Here is a 19,076-nt window from a genome sequence, read left to right as displayed (position 1 = left end):
TGATTCTTGGGACGGTCCCCCTGTGCGCCTGCTTCTCGTCTGCGGCCGGGTTGACGTGCCGATCATGACAGTACTAGCTGAGTATGGAAAAGTAAACTCAGAGGAGGTTAGAATCACCCCCATGGACGCAACGACCGAAGCCCTGCAGGACGACGCCGGCACGTTTCCCCATCTCGACCGGGACACGTCGAACTGCTCGATCGCCCGCACCCTTGAGGTCGTGGGCGAGAAGTGGACGATCCTGATCCTGCGCGAGGTCTGGTACGGCTCGTCCCGTTTCAGCGAGTTCGAACGCGTCCTCGGCTGTCCTCGCAACCTCCTCGCGGCGCGACTCAAGATGCTCGTGGAGGAAGGGATCCTGGCCACCGAGACCTACCAGGAGCCGGGCTCGCGGAGTCGGCCGAAGTACGTGATCACACCCAAGGGTGCGGATCTGGTCCCGGCCGTGATGGGGCTCCTGCAGTGGGGGGACCGCTACCGCGCCGACCCGGAGGGCCCGGCCATGCTGTCCCGGCACCGTGGATGCGGCGCGCATGTCGACGCCCAGATCCGCTGCGACCAGGGCCACGCCGTACAGCCGGAAGACATCGAGAGCATCCCCGGCCCCGCTTTTCGCCTGAGGCCCGCCGAGTGAACTGAGCGCGGTGGCGCCGGGAGCTCGCGACGGGCTCGGTCCGACCAGGTGCGCTCGCGCTCGCCCGGTCCGGCCCGGGTCCGCGTTCTGGCGGTCGCCGCCGGGACGACCTGGACCACCAGTGGCGATTGCGGGCGTCGGTCGCCGGACGTGGACCAGGCGGCGCCGAGAATCAGACAACGCCCGTTCCCGCCCCCGCCGAGCACGGCCCTGAAGCGGTCACGCACCCACCACCCCTCCAGGCAGGTCACGCCACAGGCGCAGGCAATGCCCGCACAATTAGCGCAGCAATCACGGTGGCGCGGGCGGCGGGCACGGTCAGAACCCTGCACCCCGGCTCGACCGTCGTCATCCCGAGCTGCGCCTCCAGCGCCAACACGACTGCGATCGCGCAGACCGAGTAGCGCAGCCGTGAGCGGGGTGTCGCGCACGCCTTGCGCACCGGGGCGCGGATCGTCGCCGTCCGAGAGGGGGAGTTCCGCCCACGCCCCGAAGCGGAGCGGGATCAGGCCGGATCGACGAAGATGTCGAGGGCGAGATCCCCCTCGAAGCCGGCAGGGCTGTACTCGGAGAGGTCGGCGACGCCTTCGTCCGACAGGACCTCGTCGTCGATGAACAGGTTGCCGGTGCACTTGCGCGCGTCACGCGTGAGGACGGCGTACGCGGCGTCAGCCATGATCTGCGGACTACGGGCCTGCCCGGCGCCGCCGACCACGTTGCGTACGGCGGCCGTGTCGATCAGCGTTCGCGGCCACAGCGAATTGGCGGCGATGCCGTCGGCGGCGAGCTCCTCGGCGAGCCCGATGGTGCACAGACTCATCCCGTACTTCGACAGCGTGTAGCCGAGATGCCTGCCCACCCAGTGCGGCGCGAGGTTCAACGGCGGCGAGAGGGTGAGGATGTGCGGGTTGTCCGCTTCCCGCAGGTGCGGGATCGCGGCCTTGCTCAGCAGGAACGTGCCGCGCGTGTTGATGTTCTGCATCAGGTCGTACCGCTTCATCTCCAGCTGCTCCGTCGACGACAGGTTGATCGCGCTGGCGTTGTTCACCACGATGTCGATGTCGCCGAAGGCAGTGACCGCGGCGTTGACGGCGGTGCGTACGTCGTCCTCGTTGCGGACGTCACCGACGACGGCCAGCCCCTTGCCGCCCGCGCGCTCGATCTCCTCGACCGCGGTGTGAACCGTGCCTTCGAGCTTCGGGTGCGGTACGGCGGTCTTGGCGAGCATCACCACGTTCGCACCGTCGCGGGCCGCGCGCAGGGCGATGGCGAGTCCGATGCCGCGGCTGCCTCCCGACATCAGGACGGTCTTGCCGGCCAGCGTCCGTGTCATGGTCGAACCTCCAAAATCGATTGGTGAACTAATCATATGCGATACGAATGATATGGTCCGCGCATGACTTCCACTTCCACTCCCGCACGTCAGAGCGACCGGCTCTACCACGAGCTCCTCGCCCCCAAAGAGACCCAGTCCGTACGCGCCGCCGTGCGCCGGATCGCGGAGCAAGAAGTGGCTCCGCACGCCGCAGCGATCGCGAACGGCGACGAGCGCACCGACGGCTTCCCCCGGCAGGTGTTCGACGCGCTCGCATCGGCGGGGGTCTTCCGGATCCCCTTCCCCGGCGAGGTCGGCGGCGACGGTCTGACCCACCCGGCGACCGCCACCGCCGCGGCGATCGAGGAACTGGCCTACTACTCCAGCAGCGTCGCGGCCGTCTTCGACGTGCACTGCATCCTGGCGGGCAACGCACTGCGGCAGGGCACCGAGGAGCAGCAGCAGCGCTGGCTGCCCAAGGTCGCGGAGGGTTCCGTGGTCGGCGCGTTCGCCACCACCGAGCCGGACGCCTCCAGCGACCTGTCTCCGCAGGCCGTTCGAACCGAGGCCGTACGCACCGAGACCGGCTGGGTGCTGAACGGCCACAAGCGGTGGATCTCCAACTCGCCCGTGGCCGCGTTCGTGGTGGTTCTCGCCCGCACCGGCGAGCGGCTGAGCATGTTCATCGTCGACACAGCACTTCCGGGCGTTCAAGTCGGCCTCGCCGACCGCAAGATGGGCAACCGCGGCCAGCTCACCGCGGACATCCGCTTCTCGGACGTACACCTGTCCGACGACGACCTCCTCGGCGGCACCGAGGGACACGGACTGCGCCACGCACTGACCACCCTCACCTACGGCCGGATCGGCATCGCGGCCGTCGGGGTCGGCATGGCACAGGCCGCCTTCGATCACACCGTGGCCCACCTGTCGACGCGCCACGCCTTCGGCAAGCCGGTGGCCGCCAACCAGCACTGGCAGTTCCTGCTCGCCGAGCGGGCCACCGAGATCGACAACGCCCGCACCCTCGTCACCAAGGCGGCCCTTCGCTTGGACGCCGGCAACCCGTCTCCGGAACCCGAGGCCGCGATGGCGAAGTACTACGCCACCAAGCTGTCGGTGGACATGGCACGCGACGCCGTCCAGGCTTTCGGAGGCCTCGGCTTCGCCCGCGAACTGGGTGCCGACGGCAGCCCCGGCCCTGTCGAGGCGATCTACCGGGACAGCAAGATCGGCGAGATATACGAGGGCACCAACGAGATCCAGAAGTGGGTCATCGCCCGGCAGATCTTCGGCCGGACCATCGTCGGCTGACGGCCCCGCGCATCCCCTGCCCTGCGTGCCCCGATTCCGCGCGCCGAGATCGCTGCCCCGGTCCGGCCACCTCAGGCCTTCTCGTAGGATGGACCCAGACGATACGCAGGCCTAACCATAGGCGGGATAAACGATGTCCGAGGCTCCGCTGGTACCGGGGACAGTGGCTGAACACACCATCTGCCTGCTGGTCAAACTCGGGCAGGTGGCTTTCAGGATCGCCGAAGACGGCATCAGCGGTACCGGCCTGCGAGTGCGCCACTACAGCGTCTTGCAGGCCCTGGCCGACAACGGGGCCATGCCGCAGCTGGCGCTCGGCTCGTTCCTGCGCATCGACCCGGCAACGATGGTGACGAGTCTCGACGACCTTGAGCGGGCCGGATACGCCGAGCGGACACGCGATCCGCAGGACCGACGCCGCTACGCCGTCAACATCACGGACGACGGGCGCAAGGTCCTGGCCGACCTCAACCGCACACTCGTCGGCCTCGACACCGAAATCCTCCCCGACCTCGGCACCACTGAGCGGCACTCGCTACACGCCCTGCTGAGCAGCCTTGCCGAGAGTCCCGCTCTCACCGCCATGTTCGACGCCGTCCGCGAGCAGAGCGGCGCGAAAAGGGCTTGACGTGCTCCCCGACCTAGGCCGTGTCTGATAATTGATCTTGTGGTTGGTCGGGGTGAGTTGCCGGATGCGGCGTGAAAGCGGATAGCTCCGCTGCTGCCGGGTGCGGATGGTCGTGGGCGGTCTTGGCGGGAACACCGGCAGGTCGTGAACGGCGCGTTGTGGCGGTTGCGGACAGGAGCGCCCCAGCAACACGGCCGGGTGCAGATACTCTTGCCCGGTCACAGCCTGGGCACCCGCGCAACCCCCTCGGCTTCGCCGACGCCCTGAGCCAGCACGGTCTGCCTGCCCGCGCAGCCCGGAACACCGCCATGATGGACGCCCTCGTAGACCTGCCGCCCATGGTCATCACCGACCTGCTCGGCATCCAACCCAAGGCAGCCGAACCCTGGGCCACCCTCGCGGGCGGGAACTGGTCCGAATACTTGGCAGCGCGGCAGTCCGCCCCGCCGGGCATGCCCGTCTGTGGCCCGAGGGGCCGATGGAAGCGACCGTAGCGATCCTGCCGCTCTTCGACGAGGAGCCCTCCCAGCCAGTCGCCGACCGCCTGCGCGCAAAGCTGGAAGACATCGTCAGGCAGGACCACCTCCTGGCCCCGGCCGCCGACTCCGCTTCTGGGCCCGTATGGTCGCCCAGCGGCGCCTCAGCGCCACCGTCCAGGACCGCCCGGCGCCGGGAAGGCCATCATCGCCCGGCTCCTCACGGGCGGCCGCGACATGGCATTCGAGCCGGTGCCGGCCACCTTCCCGGCTCAGCAGAACCACCCCCCGCGACCACCGATGGTAAGTGGATCGACTTGCCTTAAGGGTGGTGTGGGAGTTACCTTCCGATGGTGAGTTCATCGACTTACCTTACTTCTCGGCAAGGAACAGGGAACATGAATCGTCTTGCGGGCAAGCGCGCCCTCATCACCGGCGGCACGAGCGGGATCGGTCTGGAGACCGCCCGGCGGTTCCTCGCGGAGGGGGCCGACGTGCTGGTCACCGGCGTGACCCCGGCCAGCATCGACAGGGCCCGGCAGGTCCTCGGAGACAAGGTGCCCGTCGTGCAGGCCGACGCCCGCGATCTCGATGCGCAGCGCGCACTGGCCAAGCAGGTGGGTGAGCACTTCGGAAAGCTGGACGTGGCGTTCCTGAACGCCGGCGTCTCGGACTGGCGGCCCTTCGAGGACCACACGGAGGACAGCTACGACCGGCTCTTCGAGATCAACGTCAAGAGCGTCTTCTTCCTCACCCAGGCCCTGGTGCCGATGCTGGCCAACCCGTCCTCGGTCATCCTCAACGCGTCCAGCAGCGCGCACGGCGGCTACGGGAACTCGAACGCCTACGCCGCGACGAAGGCGGCTGTCGGCTCCCTGATGCGGTCGTGGAACGCGGACCTGCTCAAGTCGCACGGCATCCGGTTCAACGCGGTCAGCCCCGGCCCGGTGGACACCCCGCTCTACGCCAAGCTCGGGATCGAGGACCCCGCGGTCCAGGCGGCGGTCCTGGAGAGGATCAGCGCCGGCATCCCGCTGGGCCGCATGGGTCTGCCCGAGGAGGTCGCGGAAGCCGTCGTGTACCTGGCCTCCGACGCCTCCGCCTTCGCGGTGGGCCAGGACCTTATCCTGGACGGCGGCCAGACCGTCCTCTGACAGCGAGGACGCGGCCGGGAAACGGGCGAGGGGCGAGGGCATGGCGGTGGCGGAACGAGCGGAAACCGGTGGCGAAGCGAGCCAGGCCGGGTATCACGCGCAGATCAAAGCGGAGAACCGCGCCCGCATCATCCGCGCCGCCCGCGACCTCTTCCTCGCCCGGGGATACGACAAGACCTCCCTGGCCCAGATCGCCAAGCAGGCCCGCGTCTCCACCGGCACCCTCTTCAAGCGGTACCCCTCCAAGGCCGCGCTGTTCGCGGCCGTCACCTCCGAACAATGGCAGCTGGATGTGGAGTACGCCGCGCCGCCACCGCCCGGCGACCCCCGGTACGGTCTGGACCACATCGGCCGCGACTACGCCTGCCTGGTCGCGCGGCCCGGCACGGCGGCGCTGTGCCGCCTCATCATCACCGAGCTTCCCCAGATGCCGGAACTCGCCGACATCGTCGGCACCGGCTTCGCCATCGACCGCGGACCCTTCTTCGACCGGCTCCGCGACTACCTGGAGGCCGAAGCACACGCCGGCACACTCGACTTCCGTTCGGCCGACGGACAGCCGCTGTCGGCATCCGAAGTGGCCGAACAGTTCCTCGGCATGATCTGCAGTCAGTTCCTGTGGCCTCAACTCGTACGGACCGACTTCGTCCCGCCCAACCCCACCGACGCCGCGATCGTGGACGAAGCGGTCGCCCTCATGCTCAGCCGCTACGGCACCGGATCCTGAACTCCGGACCTCCGGTTCACGCCGCAAGGATTTCGACACGTCGCCCTACCGTCGGCAGCGCTCGCGGTCGTTCGTCCAGGAGGTGGGCAGATACAGCCGCCGGTCGATCAGCGTGCGTCCGCGGCCGGTGGCGTAGGCGAGGAACACACCGATCCGGCAGTTCTCGAAAGCCGCCGGCAGCACGCCTCCGCGAGAGCGTCACCCATGTCGAGCCCTCATAACGCTACATGTTGATCATGTGGCCGGCGAGGCCATGGACGGCTTCCTTGACCGCCTCGCCGAGGGTCGGGTGGGCGTGGACGTTGCGGGCGACCTCGTGGACCGTGAGGTCCCACTGCTGGGCCAAGGTCAGCTCGGGGAGGAGTTCGGTGACGTCGGGGCCGATGAGGTGGCCGCCGAGGAGCTCGCCGTACTTGGCGTCGCTGATCAGCTTCACGAACCCGGTCGCATCGCCCAGGCCATGGGCCTTGGCATTCGCGGTGAACGGGAACTTGGCCACCTGGACGTCGAAGCCCTTCTCCCTGGCCTGTGCCTCGGTGTAGCCGAAGCTGGCGATCTGAGGCTGGCAGAAGGTGGACCGCGGGATCATCACGTAGTCCAGCTCCATGGTCTCCGCGTCCGCGATCGTCTCCGCGGCGACCACGCCCATGGCCTCGGCGGCGTGCGCGAGCATCAGCTTCGCGGTGACGTCACCAATGGCGTATATGTGCGGGACGGAGGTGCGGCAGCGGCCGTCGACGTCGATCGCGCCCCGTTCGGTGACCCGCACTCCGGTGTTCTCCAGGCCGTAGCCGGTGACGTTCGGCGCGAAACCGATCGCCTGCAGGACCTTGTCGGCCTGAAGGACCTGCTGGGCGCCGTCCTTGCCGGTGACCGTGACACGGACCTGCGCGCCCGACTCGTCGATCGACTCGACGCGGGTCGAGGTGAGGACGTCGATGCCCGACTTCCGGTACTGCTTGGCGAGTTCGGCGGAGACCTCGGCGTCTTCCAGCGGGGCGATCCGGTCCAGGAACTCGACGATGGTGACCTTCACACCGTAGTTGTGCAGGATGTACGCGAACTCGACGCCGATGGCGCCGGCTCCCGCGATCACGATCGACTGCGGCAGGTCCTCGGCGAGGATCTGCTCCTCGAACGTCACGACACGCGAGGTGCGGCGGGTGCCGGGCAGCAGCTTGGGCGTCGCTCCGGTGGCGATGACGCAGTGGTCGAAACCGACGGTTCGGGTGTTGCCGTCGTAGTCCACGACCTGGAGCGTATGGGGGTCGAGGAACGTGCCGCGCCCACTGATCTCCGTGATCTTGTTCTTCTTCATCAGGTAGTGGACGCCCTTGACCCGGCCGTCCGCGACCTTCCGGCTGCGGCGGAACGCCTCGCCGTAGTCGAAGGAGACCTCGCCGTCGACCTTGATGCCGAAGGTCTTCGCCTCGCGCGTGAAGACGTGCGCGAGTTCGGCGTTGCGCAACAGGGCCTTGGTGGGGATGCAGCCGACGTTCAGACAGACGCCTCCCCAGTACTTCTCCTCGACGACCGCGACCCGCTTGCCCAGTTGTGCGGCCCTGATCGCGGCAACGTACCCGCCGGGGCCCGCGCCGAGTACGACGACGTCGAAGCGCTCACCCTGCTCGTCCATGGACGGCTTCCTTTCCACTGGTGCGGCCGGCCCCCGCGAGGGGCGGACTCACTCCCGATCGAACCATCTGTTCACCAACCCGCCGGCGGCGGCATCCGCCACCGCCCGCCGCGCGGGGAACCGGTGGAGGCGGCCGTATGGTCCACCGTCTCGGCGGCTTCCCGAACGTCAGCTTCAGCGCCGCGGCGTGGTGATCTATGCCCGCTCAGCCGTCATCGACGGCGGGCCGACGCCCCGTCGACTTCGTGTACTCCGGCCTCGGCGGCACCGAGCCTGAGAGTGTCGAGGCCGAAGGCGGCGACCGGGCCGTGCGCACCGGGCTTGAGTACGGCATCCGGCTGAGCCGCGTGGGCGGCGCCCCACGCCAGGAGGGATCCCGTCATCTCGTACGGATCGGGTCCGGTGAGGGCCGACGATGTGGGACGTGGTGGCCCACTCCCCGAACGCTTCGTGCTTGCTCCGGCCGACGAACCGGGCTCCCAGAGCAGGCCCGCCGCCGTCCAAACATTCCACCGACTGCAGCTCGGAGCTCATGCGCGGCATCAGTTCGATGTCGGACACCAGCCTCCACACCTGAGCCGGTGGTGCGGCGATCCAGGTGTGGACCTCAACCGTCGGTTTGTCCGCATAGCGTGCGCCCGTCCACTCCATGAACCCGCAGCCCCTCTGTCGCCAAGAGCGCTCGAATGAGCGTCTGACCAGTAAAGTTGCGTAGGTAGACCCACTTGTCAAGGGTGACCTGCCGTGCAGGGCGCTGCCCGGTCAGCCCGTGAACCGGGCCCGCACATCCGGCCGTTCGGCCAGGTGCGGTGGGTAGCCGGGGCCCATCCGGGGGTGGGTGTTGTCCAGGGTCATGGGCTCGCCGCAGGCGGCGCACACCACCTCGGCATGCGTCTCCTGCCCGCACGCCTCGTGGCGCATCGTCACCGGCGGGCCCGCTTCGCCGGAGAGCCAGCGGTCCCCCCACCGGTTCATCACCAGCAGCACGCCATAGAAGTCGCGCCCCTTCTCGGTGAGCACGTAGTCATGGCGGACCGGCTCCGTCTGGTAGGGCCGCTTCTCCAGCAGCCCCTCCTCCACCAGCCGGCGCAGCCGGTCCGTCAGCGTGTTGCGGGCGATCCCCAGCGACTCCTGGAACGCGTCGAACCGCCGGATCCCGTAGAACGCCTCACGCAGCACCAGCGGCGTCCACCAGTCCCCGAGCAGGTCCATGGTGCGCGCGATCGAGCAGGGCCACTGCGCAAAGGATGTCCGTCTCATGACGGCCAGCATAGGTTCGTCCAGTCGTGAGACCCAGCAGGTGAACCGAACAGCGACCGGTGCGCAGTCTCTTGTGCTCCATCAATAACGAAGTTATGTTGCCGCCATGAAACGTGACTTGCTGGGCAAGAAGCTGGTTGTTACCGGAGCGGCACGCGGCATCGGTGAGAAGGTGGCCCGCCTGGCCGCCGCCCGAGGGGCCCAGGTGACCGTGATCGGCCTCGAAGCCGATCGGTTGCGCGCCCTCGCCGACGAGCTGGGTGCCGGCGCCGGCTGGCGTGAGGCCGATGTGCGCGACGGGGCTGCTCTACGGTCGGCGATCGACGAGGCCGCCGAGGTCATGGGCGGCGTCGACCGCGTGGTCGCCAACGCCGGCGTCGTGGCGTACGGGACGGTGCGACAGACGGACGAGGCGTCGTTCGAGCGGGTTCTGGACATCAACCTCAATGGTGTCTTCCGCACCCTCAAGTACGCGACGCCCCATCTGGAGCGCAGCCGTGGCCATGTGCTGGTCGTGGCGTCCGCGCTGTCGTTCATGCCGCTGGCCGCGATGGCCTCCTACGGCGCGAGCAAGGCCGGGGCCGAGTTGCTCGCTCTGACCTACCGACAGGAAGTGGCCCACCTCGGAGTCACGGTCGGCGTGGTACACCCCTCCTGGATCGACACGGATCTCGTCCGGGGCGCCGAGGCGGACCTCCCCTCGTTCCAGGACCTGCGCACACGGCTGCCCTATCCGGGCAACGTCACCACGAGCGCGGACCGGGCGGCCGCAGCGATCGTCGACGGGCTCGTGCGCCGACGCAGCCGCGTGTATGTCCCGCGTGCGGTCGTCGTGGCCAACTGGGCCAAGGCGGCGCTGAATTCACCGCTGGCCTGGCCCTGGGCGCGGCGCTTCGCGGCCCGGGCGGTGCCGTCCCTCGAACGGGAGGTCGCGGCGCTGGGGAGGCAGGACCAGGTCACGCCGGGCGCAGATGCCCCTGCCGCGGAGACCAGGTCGTCCTAGGGCCTGGGGCAGCACCCAACCGCCCGGCTTCTCAGCGGCCTTGGACGATCGAGTCGTACAGGCGCGCGCCGGCCTCGTGGGAGGCTTCGGCACGTTCGCGCTCGTCACCGAGTCCGACAGTGAAGTTCACACCCATCGGCACGAGCACCTGCGCCACGGCGTCGTCGAACTCGACGAAGTGCTCAGCCAGTTCGAGGGTGATGTAACCGTGCACGTAGCTCCACAGCTGGGCGGCGATGACTTCGGGTTCCTGCCGCTCGACCCTGCCGGAGCGCAGGAGCCGTTCGCATGCCGCGGTGACATGGGCGTGGGCTTCCCGAAAGGCCGGGGAATGCCCGCTCAGGCGGCGGTCCGTATCCGGCAGCGGCCGGTACGTCGCCCGAGTGGACAGTCCGAACATCAGGTCGTAGAGGTGAGGGTTCTCGCGGGCCTGCCGACGGCAGGTCAGGGCCATGGCGAAGAGATCCGCGATCGGGTCCTCCGTCACCGGTACCCGGGCGAACGCCGCGCCGAGTTCCTTGAACCCGTGGTCGGCGACAGCGCTCATCAGCTCGGGGATCCCGCCGAAGTGGCTGTAGACCACCATCGTCGACAGTCCGCTCGCTGAGGCCACCGTGCGCGCCTTCACAGCCGACGGACCCTGCTCGGCCAGCAGGCCGATGGCCGCCTGCACAAGTCGTTCCGGCGCGTCTTCGAGCCTCGCCCGCCCTGCCATGTTCCGTACGCCTCCACCGTTGACACACCAGAAATAACTTGGTTATGTAATTCTTCACGGCAATAGTACACATCGCATGTGACGTGCCGCCGTCGATACACGCGTCCGCCTTCGGACACGTCATCACGCGCTGGTCCAGTCTCCTGCCGCCTGTGCGGGCACAGCGTGTCGGGCGAACCCGACCTCATCGCTGCCACACGCATCCGCGGCCGTCCCGACGCACTTTCCCATCGCCATGAACTCAGCACGGGAGCAGAACTCATGCCATACAAAGACAAGGGCCGTCTGACGATCGAAGATCGCGGGGCCGTCCTGATCGTCCGGGTCGACGGCGGCCCGCACCAGGAGTTCGGCCTCGACATCGCCCAGCAGCTGGACAGGCTGGTGGCCCGAGCCGACCGCGATCCGAACGTCCGTGCCGTCGTCTTCACCGGGGCGCATCCCAAGCGGTTCGTCAGTCATGCCGCGGTCCGGTGGCTGCAGGAGGAGGGCGCCGCGAGCCCCACGGTCGGACGGCGCGGTGCCGCGGCCGTCGTCCGCATGGCGAAGCACGTGGACCGGTCCCGTCTCCTCGCGCCTTTGCTGCGCAGGACCCCGATGCGAGGGGCCCTGCAGCTGGAACGTCTGCACACCACCTTCCTGCGGATGAACGCCAGCGGTGTGCTCTACGTCGCCGCCCTCAACGGTTCCGCTCTCGGCCTCGGCGCGGAGTTCGCCTGGGCGTGCGATCTGCGGGTCATGGCCGAGGGGGAATTCTTCATCGGCCAGCCGGAGATCCTCCTCGGCATCATCCCGGGCGGTGGCGGCACCCAGCGGCTGTCCCGCCTGATCGGCACCCACCGGTCCCTGGCCGCGATCCTCGAAGGCAAGCCGTTCACGCCCGCGGAGGCCCTCGCCAACGGGGCGGTGGACAAGGTCGTCGCGCAGGACAAGGTGGTCGCGCAGGCGGTCGAACTCGCCGAGCACTTCGGGAAGCGGTCGAAGGGGTCGGTCGCGGCGGCCAAGAGGTCGGTGTACTTCGGCGGCTCGATGTCACTGGAGGACGGTCTGCACGTCGAACGCGCCGAGTTCTTCGCCCAGATCATGTCAGAGGAAGGCCAGAGGCTGATGCTCGACTACCAGGCCACGACCGCCGCCACCGGCGAACTCCCGCTCTACACGCCGGGCACCTACGCACGAGCCCTCGCCTCGGGCAGCGTGCCGGGCGGTCGCTCGACGAGCGGGCGGTGAACCGACGATGACCACTCAGCAGTCCTTCACCCGTCACGACATCACGTTCCCTTCCGGCGACAGCAACTGCGCCGGCTGGCTCTACCTCCCCACGGGCGTCACGTCTGCGCCCGTCGTCATCCTCGGGCACGGCCTGGGCGCCGTCCGCGAGATGCGCCTGGACGCCTTCGCCGAGCGCTTCGCGCAGGCCGGCATCGCCGCGGTGGCCTTCACCTACCGGCACTTCGGCGACAGCGGCGGCCACCCTCGCCAGCTCCTGTCGATCAAGCGTCAGCTCGCCGACTGGGACGCCGCCATCGCCTACGTCAAGGCCCGCACGGACGTCGACCGGGCCCGCATCGCCGTATGGGGCAGCTCGTTCGGCGGCGGCCATGCCATCACCGTCGCCTCCCGCCACCCCGAACTGCGCGCGGCGGTGTCGCAATGCCCCTTCACCGACGGTCTCGCCTCCGCGCTCGCGCTGGGCCCTGTCGCCTCACTCAAGGTCCTCCCCGTGGTCGCCCGCGACCTGGCGGCCAGAGGCCGCGGAAAGCCGCCCGTGATGGTGCCGATCGCCGCCACCCCCGGCTCGTCGGCCCTCATGAACGCCCCGGACGCCCTGCCCGGATACCAGGCGCTCCAGCCTCCGGGAACGACGTTCCGCAACGAGGTGGCGGCGCGGGTCATCCCGACCATCCTCACCTACCGGCCCGGGCGTGCGGCCAAGAAGATCGCCATGCCGATCCTCTTCTGCGTCAGCGACACCGACTCCGTCACGCCTCCCGCCCAGACCCTCCGCTACGCGCGCACCGCACCCAAGGGAGAGATCAAGAGGTACGACGCCGGCCACTTCGACTTCTACACCGGCGAGACCTTCGAAGTACTGGTGCGCGACCAGATCGAGTTCCTCACCCGCCAGCTGAAGCCGGCAGCCGCCGCGTCAGCTCCGTGACCGGACCGCATCACACCCAGACAGGTACGCCCTCGCCATGAATTTCGCATCTCTGCCCGACCGCCGCGCGTCCCTCGACCCCGACGGGGCCGCGGTCTCGGACGGCCGCCAGGCCCTCACCAACGTCCAGTTGCTGCGTCGCGTCCAGGCGGCCACACGTCACCTCCAGGATCTCGGGATCGGCCCCGGCGATGTCGTGGCTCTCAAGCTCACCAATCGCGTGGAGTTCGTGCTTCTGTTGTTCGCCGCCTGGCGGCTCGGCGCCACCATCACGCCGGTCAACCCGAGCATGACCGACATCGAAGTGGCCCGACAGGTCAAGGACTCCCGTGCACGCCTTCTGGTGAGCGAGGACGGCGAGGCCGCGGTGGCGGACGGGACTGCCGTTCTCGCCGTCGGCGAACTGCACGACGACGCAGCGGCGGAGCCGGATGAGGCCCCCCTCCCGGACCCGTCCGCGCTGGCCCTGCTCATCTACACCAGCGGCACGACCGGGGTTCCCAAGGGGGTGATGCTCGATCACGCCAACATCGACGCCATGGCGGACATGGGGCGTCGGGCGCTGGAGGTCGGTCCGGCCGACCGGTGTCTGCTGATCCTGCCGCTCTTCCACGTCAACGGCATCGTGGTCAGCACTCTCGTACCGTTGCTGGCGGGCGCGAGCGTCACCATCGCCGACCGGTTCAATCCCCAGACGTTCTTCGACGTGGTCGAGCGCGAGCGCCCCACGTTCTTCAGCGCCGTGCCGACGATCTACAGCATGCTCGCGGCGCTCCCGGACCAGGTCCGCCCCGACACGTCGTCCCTGCGCTTCGGAGTCTGCGGCGCGGCACCCGCCTCCGCCGAGCTGCTGACCCGGTTCGAGGCCCGTTACGGGTTCCCGCTCGTCGAGGGGTACGGGCTGTCCGAGGGAACCTGCGGCTCCACCATCAATCCTGTCGCGGGCCCTCGACGCGCCGGAACCGTGGGACTGCCCTTCCCCGGCCAGGAGATCCGGATCGTCGACGCCGACGGCAGCGAGGTGCCGCCGGGCGCGGACGGAGAGGTTGTCGTGCGGGGCCCCAACGTCATGCGGGGCTATCTCGGCCGCCCGGAGGAGACAGCCAAGATCATCGTCGACGGCTGGCTGCACACCGGCGACGTGGGCCGACTCGACGCCGACGGATACCTGACCCTGGTCGGACGGTCGAAAGACATGATCATCCGGGGTGGGGAGAACATCTACCCCAAGGAGATCGAGGACGTCCTCGTCGGTGACCCGTCGGTGCTCGAGGCCGCCGTGATCGGCGTCCCCGACGAGAAATGGGGAGAGGTCGTCGTCGCCTACGTCCAGCCCCGACCGGGTTCGGCCGTCGATCCGTCGGCACTGCAGTCCCTCTGCGCGCGCAGCCTCACCGGCTTCAAGCGCCCGACCGCGTTCTTCGTGGTGGATGCCATCCCGAAGAACCCGGTCGGCAAGATCGACAAGGTCTCGCTGCGCGCTGCCCACGCCGAGGTCGCCGCGCGGTCCTGACCTCCACGGATGGCGCTTGGGGCTGTCTCCGGTGGCGGCCCTCGGCTCCGTGTCAGGGACCGAGTCCAGATCCGGGACCCCCAGCACTTCGCGAGCTTCGCCACTCGCCCGGCCTGCCGGGGACATCCGCGGAGTTACTCACAAGGATGGCCCCGCCCTATCGGTGCGCTCGCTCCCAGGCCGCTCCTGCCGGAGCAGGCCGGCAAGGAGACACCATCAAGATTCCGGACCATACACGGACCAACTCCCGCCAGCTCTCTGCAAACCCCGCATTCGCGCAGGTCAGCGCCGCGCGTGCGATGTACCACCAGCAGACCAAGAACATTCTTATTTCATACAGTCCACAGAAGCTCGGGTTCTTCTAGGACTCAAACCGGTTGTCTGGAGACGCCATCGGTCTCCAGACAACCTACACGACAGTTACCATGCGTCACAATGTCAGCACCTTGAGCGACTGCACGGTCGTCCGCTCGGTCACAGCCCCCTATGGCTGAGTGGGTCTGGCTGACGGCGCCGGGGCGCCGACATTCTCACCCGCTGATCCCGGGAGTGCGGATGGTCGGCGTCGTCTCGGTTGATCCGGTCCCGCTCGCTGTCGTGACGACCGGCCTAAAATACGCAGACTTTTCGAGCTTTCTGTCACCCACGGCGGTTCCAGTCCTCGTGACAAAGCGCCAACTGTCGTGTCACAGCTCACTGCGCACGTTGTGGGCGCCGCAGGAGTGACAGATGTCGCGCCCGAGTGCCAACCACCTCGCTCGATCACACCCCGGGGCCGAGGCGATCGCGAGCACGGGCGGCTTGTGCCACAGGACTTCCGGGGTCGGGACCGGCGCCAAAGCCATCGCCTCGACCTGGACGTCGCCCGTCGGCGACGTTTGAGCGTCGACCACCAGGTGAGTCCCCCATCGGTACGGAACGGTCCGTGTATGGTCCGGGGGAATGCGGTGACCGTCTATCCGCAGGGCCGTGCCCCGCTCAGGCGGGGGGGCAAGCCCGGGCCCCCGGTGGTGCCGCCTACCACCCACTTCCATCCCATGAGCCCGTTCTCCTCGATCGGAGCCAGCGGTGGGCCGTCGAGGACGGTGACCGTGTAGAGGTGGGCGCTGTCACCCATGCCGTCGCCGGCGGACCACTGAATCTGTCGGACCCTGACGTGTTCGGTACGCCCGTGCTGGTGCAGTACCTGCTGATCCAGCTCCCGGTTCTGCAGGAACAGCACCCCGAGGAGGCACACCGCACACAGCAGCCACCGGATGCCCAAGTACCAGCACATGCACAGGAACACGCATCCGAGGAGGAGCGCCAGCGCGCACAGCGCGTCGATCCACGGAGCGTGCGCGACGAAGGCCATGCGCACGATCAGGCGGACGACCGCCCACAGCGCCAACGCCGCGCCGGTGCTTGCGGCGCCTACCAGCACCCGCCGGCCCACGCCTGTCCGCCCTTTGCCTGCTTCGTGCGCGCTCATCCTCACCCCTGCCTTCGACGAAACCGCCGGCCTGGTGGTGCACGCGTTCCAATGCGTGGATTGTTGAACGATCCTTCAATAGGATGGTTCAACGTCCCATCGTCTGCTTCGCGGACGCGGAACGGCGGCAACCAACGGGAGGGCTGTAGGAGATGAGCCGGCATCAGTTCGAACAGGTCGACGACCACGGGCGGATCCTGTTCAGCGACGACCCCGCGCTGCGGCTCGGGCGCGTGCTGATGGTTCTGGACACCGCGGAAGGCACGGTCACCCTCGATCACATGCGGACACGTCACATGCCCACTGCCCTCTTCGAGTTCCGTCGCGCCGTGGGCGACTTCGGGTTCGTCATGCCGGAGGGAGCCTCGCTCGACGACATGCCCGAGGAACCGCAGATCGAAGGCGCCATCCTGTTCGGCATGAGGCGCCTGCCGCCCGAGTTCTCCGACCTGCGCCTGATCCCTGGATGGGAGCTGCACGAGATACCCGATGAACAGCCAAAGCTGTGGCAGCGCTTCGGGTACACCTACTCCCGGCTGGAACTGCGGACGCCCGACGGTGAGATCTACTCCCGGACCTGGGTCGCGCACGACCCCGAGTGGGCGGCCGCCGCCCTGCGTCACGGCTACGTCGTGTGCCTGTGCGGCGTGGAACTGGGGATCCGCGCACCGTATGCGATGACCGACGCGCAGCACACCCCGCGCATGCGCTACGCGGCCTTCCGCCGCGGATGCGCGGTGGGTCTGACAGTGGGCGGATTCGTCGCCTACGTCGACCACCGCTGACGCGCAACACCGAGCCGGCATCCATCGAGTACGAACCGGGCCGCGACGCGGCGTCCGAGCGGGCCCTGCGGACGATGTGAGGTCGACGTGCTGAAATCCCGGCTGTGAGGCTGTGCGGACTCGGCTGCTACGAGTGCGTGTCGACGCATCGAGTGGGCCATCTCCTCAAGCACATCGCCTGCCCTCACTCCCAGCACAGTGCGGTGCGCAGTCGTCGCCAGCAGATGACGGCGCAGCCGAGGGTGACGAACGCGTGGTGGATGTCGTCGCGGATCTCCCAACGGGTACGCAGGCGGCGGAACCAGTGCAGCAGCGCGATCGCTCCTTCCACGACCCAGCGGTAGACGCCCAGGCCGGAGCCGTGCCCGGCGCCGCGCCGGGCGATGTGCGGGGTGATCTGGAACCGGCGAACCTTGTTCCGGTAGTCCTCGTGGTCATAGCCGCGGTCGGCGTAGAGGTGCTTGGGGCGGCGCAGTGGCTGGCCGCGCTTGCCGCGGATCGGCGGGACGGCCTGGATCAGCGGGATCAGTTGGGTGATGTCGTTGCGGTTGCCGCCGGTGGTGATCGTCGCGAGCGGGATGCCGTGTGCCTCGACGATCAGGTGGTGCTTGCCGCCGGTCTTGCCCCGGTCCACCGGGGACGGACCGGTAGCCGGCCCGCCCTTCATCGCGCGGATGTGGCTGGAGTCGACCGCAGCTCGCAGAGCAGCAGCTCGTGCAGGCGCTGCCAGACCCCGGCCTCATTCCAGTCCCGGTCGGGCCGTTCGCTGAAGCGGAACGCACGGTCCCAACATGAGCACCGGGACGACACGGAATCATCCCGCGCGCGGGGGTGACGCTCGGCCTTGGCCTGCGCACCGGTCGGTGCTTGGACTGCTGCCGCAGCAGGTTCTCCAGTCGCCGCTTGAGCTCCATCACCGCCACGGTGCGTGGCGCGTGGTCTTTGAGCTGAGCGCCGATGAGGCAGCGGGCCCTGGGGCCCGGCGCCATCGACCACGGCTACGCCCCGGCGGTCGTCGACGTCAGCCGCATAAAGACCTCTCGGGTGACGATCGGTGCGGAAGCCCGCTCGGACAGGATGTCCAGCAGGTCGGGGCGGATCACGACGGCACAGCCGGTCGTCCGCGGCCACGGCAGGCGGTAGGCACTCCGCTCGTACTCGGTGCGCCAGCAGACGAGCCGCAGGGCCGGACCTCGGTCGTCCTCCAGTGTCAGCAGGGCTCCGGGCGTCAGGGGCAGTGCGGCACGCAGCCACGGGGTGGGTGTAAGTGCGAAGCCGGGCAGGCCCAGGCCTTGGGCGGCGTCTGCGGCGGCGGTCATGTCGCGGTCGAGGCCGAGGAGCGGTCGAACCCTCGCCAGAGGGCTTTCCCATCGAACCGCAGGAGTGTGGTGTTCACCCCCGGAAGGAACGGCGCGTCGGAGAAGCGGGCGGGCACCATCACCGCCTTCAGTGCGTCGTCGTCCGGAGGCGCATCGCGCATCACGATGCGCAACCGGTGGGCGGTGGCGCTCGCACCGGGTCCGTCCCGGTCGGCGACGGCAGCCGCCACAAGGCGGTCCAGCCTCAGTCCACGGTCGTCGATCGTGAACGTGGTGTAGCCGAGGGGGTTGTCCTCGTCCGAGTGCTTGAACTGCGCCCGCTCACGGGATCCGTCCGCGTTGATCACCGTGAGGTCGTCGAAGCGGTCGTCCGGCACCAGCTTCTCGTCGACATGGACCCTGACGATCCCGCCGAGCAGCAGGTCAACGACGCGGCCTGCCTCCATCAAGTCCTGGTACTCGTAGCCGCGGTGTGCGGCAGTCAGATCACTCATCTCAGCAGGGTTCTCCACCGTCAAACATCCTGCTGGCGCAGAAGTGACCAAACCGCGACGAAGGCTCTCGATCAGGTCCACCGGCCGTGGGAGAACAGGACGCGTTCGAGGCCGCCGACGGTGAAGTGGCGCAGGTTCATCATCACGTGGGTGATGGTGATGCGGAGGACAGAGTACGGGGCATCACGGACGCCCCTATAACGGAGGGACGCTGGATACCGGTCTGACCAGGTTGAAGACCTCTCGGGCGGCATATCGCTTGAGGCATCGGATGATCTCACGCCGGGTTTTGCCCTCCTGAGTGCGGCGTTGGCAGTACGCCTGGGTGCGCGGGTCGTGGCACAGCCGGGTGGACACGATCCGGTACAGGGCGGTTTTTCGCCTGCCGGTCGCCGCCGTGGTTGAGCCGGCGCGAAGTTCGACGGCCCGAGGAGTACTCGACGGGACTGACCCCGCACAGAGCGGCGAAGG

The 19,076-nt window shown here is 68.6% G+C and carries 19 protein-coding genes and 4 pseudogenes; 11 read left to right on the top strand and 12 right to left on the bottom strand.

Annotation, left to right across the window (positions count from 1 at the left end; all coding sequences use genetic code 11):
* The first annotated feature begins 121 nt into the window (after nucleotides 1-121).
* Entirely contained in the window at nucleotides 122-634 is a 513-nt protein-coding gene (locus EDD90_RS45350; RefSeq protein ID WP_123978876.1) for a helix-turn-helix domain-containing protein, read from the top strand.
* Nucleotides 635-1,139: 505 nt separating this feature from the next.
* Here the strand turns inward: EDD90_RS45350 and EDD90_RS45345 are convergent.
* A complete protein-coding gene (locus EDD90_RS45345) occupies nucleotides 1,140-1,967 on the bottom strand; it encodes an NAD(P)-dependent oxidoreductase (RefSeq protein ID WP_123978875.1) in 828 nt (275 codons plus the stop codon).
* A 63-nt stretch (nucleotides 1,968-2,030) separates the two neighbouring features.
* Here EDD90_RS45345 and EDD90_RS45340 point away from each other — a divergent pair, with 63 nt between their 5' ends.
* From EDD90_RS45340 to EDD90_RS45320, 5 genes and pseudogenes are all read left to right on the top strand, one after another.
* On the top strand, nucleotides 2,031-3,263 hold the full coding sequence (locus EDD90_RS45340) for an acyl-CoA dehydrogenase family protein (RefSeq protein ID WP_095851126.1): 1,233 nt from the start codon (nucleotides 2,031-2,033) through the stop codon (nucleotides 3,261-3,263).
* A 205-nt stretch (nucleotides 3,264-3,468) separates the two neighbouring features.
* Nucleotides 3,469-3,891, top strand: coding sequence for a MarR family winged helix-turn-helix transcriptional regulator (locus tag EDD90_RS45335; RefSeq protein ID WP_185149449.1), 423 nt, complete (start codon nucleotides 3,469-3,471; stop codon nucleotides 3,889-3,891).
* A gap of 81 nt (nucleotides 3,892-3,972) precedes the next feature.
* Nucleotides 3,973-4,074, top strand: a pseudogene (locus tag EDD90_RS59205) (transposase); the annotation flags it as partial.
* Between the two features lie 691 nt (nucleotides 4,075-4,765).
* A complete protein-coding gene (locus tag EDD90_RS45325) occupies nucleotides 4,766-5,521 on the top strand; it encodes an SDR family oxidoreductase (RefSeq protein WP_123978874.1) in 756 nt (251 codons plus the stop codon).
* A 40-nt stretch (nucleotides 5,522-5,561) separates the two neighbouring features.
* The gene (locus tag EDD90_RS45320; RefSeq protein ID WP_123978873.1) at nucleotides 5,562-6,248 is read left to right on the top strand and encodes a TetR/AcrR family transcriptional regulator; all 687 of its coding nucleotides are present in this window, start codon (nucleotides 5,562-5,564) and stop codon (nucleotides 6,246-6,248) included.
* A gap of 51 nt (nucleotides 6,249-6,299) precedes the next feature.
* Here EDD90_RS45320 and EDD90_RS45315 read toward each other — a convergent pair.
* From EDD90_RS45315 to EDD90_RS45295, 5 genes and pseudogenes are all read right to left on the bottom strand, one after another.
* A pseudogene (locus tag EDD90_RS45315) lies at nucleotides 6,300-6,413 on the bottom strand (IS701 family transposase); the annotation flags it as partial.
* 58 nt (nucleotides 6,414-6,471) lie between these two features.
* A complete protein-coding gene (lpdA, locus tag EDD90_RS45310; RefSeq protein ID WP_037705104.1) occupies nucleotides 6,472-7,884 on the bottom strand; it encodes a dihydrolipoyl dehydrogenase in 1,413 nt (470 codons plus the stop codon).
* A 212-nt stretch (nucleotides 7,885-8,096) separates the two neighbouring features.
* Complete coding sequence (locus EDD90_RS45305; protein WP_221305235.1) at nucleotides 8,097-8,267, bottom strand: hypothetical protein; 171 nt, start codon at nucleotides 8,265-8,267, stop codon at nucleotides 8,097-8,099.
* A gap of 130 nt (nucleotides 8,268-8,397) precedes the next feature.
* A pseudogene (locus tag EDD90_RS59200) lies at nucleotides 8,398-8,535 on the bottom strand (SRPBCC family protein); the annotation flags it as partial.
* A gap of 111 nt (nucleotides 8,536-8,646) precedes the next feature.
* Nucleotides 8,647-9,144, bottom strand: a complete 498-nt coding sequence (locus EDD90_RS45295; RefSeq protein WP_097257703.1) for a helix-turn-helix domain-containing protein — start codon at nucleotides 9,142-9,144, stop codon at nucleotides 8,647-8,649.
* 106 nt (nucleotides 9,145-9,250) lie between these two features.
* Here EDD90_RS45295 and EDD90_RS45290 point away from each other — a divergent pair, with 106 nt between their 5' ends.
* Complete coding sequence (locus tag EDD90_RS45290) at nucleotides 9,251-10,147, top strand: SDR family oxidoreductase (RefSeq protein WP_123978872.1); 897 nt, start codon at nucleotides 9,251-9,253, stop codon at nucleotides 10,145-10,147.
* A gap of 31 nt (nucleotides 10,148-10,178) precedes the next feature.
* On the opposite strand, the gene EDD90_RS45285 is transcribed toward EDD90_RS45290, so the two are convergent.
* Nucleotides 10,179-10,862: a TetR/AcrR family transcriptional regulator gene (locus EDD90_RS45285; protein ID WP_123978871.1), complete on the bottom strand. Its 684-nt coding sequence runs from the start codon at nucleotides 10,860-10,862 to the stop codon at nucleotides 10,179-10,181.
* Nucleotides 10,863-11,123: 261 nt separating this feature from the next.
* Here EDD90_RS45285 and EDD90_RS45280 point away from each other — a divergent pair, with 261 nt between their 5' ends.
* Genes EDD90_RS45280 through EDD90_RS45270 form a run of 3 tightly spaced genes read left to right on the top strand, consistent with a single transcriptional unit; the run spans nucleotide 11,124 to nucleotide 14,536 of the window.
* Nucleotides 11,124-12,092: an enoyl-CoA hydratase/isomerase family protein gene (locus EDD90_RS45280; RefSeq protein ID WP_123978870.1), complete on the top strand. Its 969-nt coding sequence runs from the start codon at nucleotides 11,124-11,126 to the stop codon at nucleotides 12,090-12,092.
* A 7-nt stretch (nucleotides 12,093-12,099) separates the two neighbouring features.
* Nucleotides 12,100-13,023 (top strand): alpha/beta hydrolase, encoded by a 924-nt coding sequence (locus EDD90_RS45275; protein ID WP_095851139.1) that lies wholly within the window; start codon nucleotides 12,100-12,102, stop codon nucleotides 13,021-13,023.
* Between the two features lie 37 nt (nucleotides 13,024-13,060).
* Nucleotides 13,061-14,536 carry a class I adenylate-forming enzyme family protein gene (locus EDD90_RS45270; RefSeq protein ID WP_123978869.1) on the top strand — a complete coding sequence of 492 codons (1,476 nt, stop codon included), beginning with the start codon at nucleotides 13,061-13,063 and terminating at the stop codon, nucleotides 14,534-14,536.
* A 955-nt stretch (nucleotides 14,537-15,491) separates the two neighbouring features.
* Here the strand turns inward: EDD90_RS45270 and EDD90_RS45260 are convergent.
* Complete coding sequence (locus tag EDD90_RS45260; RefSeq protein WP_123978868.1) at nucleotides 15,492-16,007, bottom strand: hypothetical protein; 516 nt, start codon at nucleotides 16,005-16,007, stop codon at nucleotides 15,492-15,494.
* Nucleotides 16,008-16,159: 152 nt separating this feature from the next.
* On the opposite strand from EDD90_RS45260, the gene EDD90_RS45255 reads away from it, so the two are divergent.
* Nucleotides 16,160-16,792: a hypothetical protein gene (locus tag EDD90_RS45255; RefSeq protein WP_123978867.1), complete on the top strand. Its 633-nt coding sequence runs from the start codon at nucleotides 16,160-16,162 to the stop codon at nucleotides 16,790-16,792.
* Nucleotides 16,793-16,976: 184 nt separating this feature from the next.
* On the opposite strand, the pseudogene EDD90_RS45250 reads toward EDD90_RS45255, so the two are convergent.
* The 4 genes and pseudogenes from EDD90_RS45250 to EDD90_RS57930 all read right to left on the bottom strand — a co-directional run.
* A pseudogene (locus EDD90_RS45250) lies at nucleotides 16,977-17,596 on the bottom strand (IS5 family transposase); the annotation flags it as partial.
* Nucleotides 17,597-17,790: 194 nt separating this feature from the next.
* Nucleotides 17,791-18,111 carry a hypothetical protein gene (locus EDD90_RS45245; protein ID WP_123978865.1) on the bottom strand — a complete coding sequence of 107 codons (321 nt, stop codon included), beginning with the start codon at nucleotides 18,109-18,111 and terminating at the stop codon, nucleotides 17,791-17,793.
* Entirely contained in the window at nucleotides 18,108-18,605 is a 498-nt protein-coding gene (locus EDD90_RS45240) for a hypothetical protein (RefSeq protein ID WP_123978864.1), read from the bottom strand. Before EDD90_RS45240 ends, EDD90_RS45245 begins: the two co-directional genes overlap by 4 nt.
* 277 nt (nucleotides 18,606-18,882) lie before the next feature.
* On the bottom strand, nucleotides 18,883-19,065 hold the full coding sequence (locus EDD90_RS57930; protein WP_260328801.1) for a hypothetical protein: 183 nt from the start codon (nucleotides 19,063-19,065) through the stop codon (nucleotides 18,883-18,885).
* Between the last annotated feature and the right edge of the window lie 11 nt (nucleotides 19,066-19,076).

Source organism: Streptomyces sp. Ag109_O5-1 (assembly GCF_003814875.1).
In the GTDB taxonomy this organism is placed as follows: Bacteria; Actinomycetota; Actinomycetes; order Streptomycetales; family Streptomycetaceae; genus Streptomyces; species Streptomyces sasae.
Note: the sequence above shows the minus strand (reverse complement) of the source record. Positions and strands in the feature narration are given on the sequence as shown.

Excerpts from the sequence above, each read along its gene's own strand:
- EDD90_RS45275 (WP_095851139.1), top strand. The coding sequence starts at position 12,100 with ATGACCACTCAGCAGTCCTTCACCCGTCACGACATCACGTTCCCTTCC.
- EDD90_RS45240 (WP_123978864.1), bottom strand. The coding sequence starts at position 18,605 with ATGAGTGATCTGACTGCCGCACACCGCGGCTACGAGTACCAGGACTTG.
- EDD90_RS45305 (WP_221305235.1), bottom strand. The coding sequence starts at position 8,267 with ATGACGGGATCCCTCCTGGCGTGGGGCGCCGCCCACGCGGCTCAGCCG.
- EDD90_RS45245 (WP_123978865.1), bottom strand. The coding sequence starts at position 18,111 with ATGACCGCCGCCGCAGACGCCGCCCAAGGCCTGGGCCTGCCCGGCTTC.
- EDD90_RS45350 (WP_123978876.1), top strand. The coding sequence starts at position 122 with ATGGACGCAACGACCGAAGCCCTGCAGGACGACGCCGGCACGTTTCCC.
- EDD90_RS45280 (WP_123978870.1), top strand. The coding sequence starts at position 11,124 with ATGCCATACAAAGACAAGGGCCGTCTGACGATCGAAGATCGCGGGGCC.
- EDD90_RS45325 (WP_123978874.1), top strand. The coding sequence starts at position 4,766 with ATGAATCGTCTTGCGGGCAAGCGCGCCCTCATCACCGGCGGCACGAGC.
- EDD90_RS45285 (WP_123978871.1), bottom strand. The coding sequence starts at position 10,862 with ATGGCAGGGCGGGCGAGGCTCGAAGACGCGCCGGAACGACTTGTGCAG.
- EDD90_RS45320 (WP_123978873.1), top strand. The coding sequence starts at position 5,562 with ATGGCGGTGGCGGAACGAGCGGAAACCGGTGGCGAAGCGAGCCAGGCC.
- EDD90_RS45290 (WP_123978872.1), top strand. The coding sequence starts at position 9,251 with ATGAAACGTGACTTGCTGGGCAAGAAGCTGGTTGTTACCGGAGCGGCA.
- EDD90_RS45260 (WP_123978868.1), bottom strand. The coding sequence starts at position 16,007 with ATGAGCGCGCACGAAGCAGGCAAAGGGCGGACAGGCGTGGGCCGGCGG.
- EDD90_RS45270 (WP_123978869.1), top strand. The coding sequence starts at position 13,061 with ATGAATTTCGCATCTCTGCCCGACCGCCGCGCGTCCCTCGACCCCGAC.
- EDD90_RS45295 (WP_097257703.1), bottom strand. The coding sequence starts at position 9,144 with ATGAGACGGACATCCTTTGCGCAGTGGCCCTGCTCGATCGCGCGCACC.
- EDD90_RS45340 (WP_095851126.1), top strand. The coding sequence starts at position 2,031 with ATGACTTCCACTTCCACTCCCGCACGTCAGAGCGACCGGCTCTACCAC.
- EDD90_RS45345 (WP_123978875.1), bottom strand. The coding sequence starts at position 1,967 with ATGACACGGACGCTGGCCGGCAAGACCGTCCTGATGTCGGGAGGCAGC.
- EDD90_RS45255 (WP_123978867.1), top strand. The coding sequence starts at position 16,160 with ATGAGCCGGCATCAGTTCGAACAGGTCGACGACCACGGGCGGATCCTG.
- lpdA (WP_037705104.1), bottom strand. The coding sequence starts at position 7,884 with ATGGACGAGCAGGGTGAGCGCTTCGACGTCGTCGTACTCGGCGCGGGC.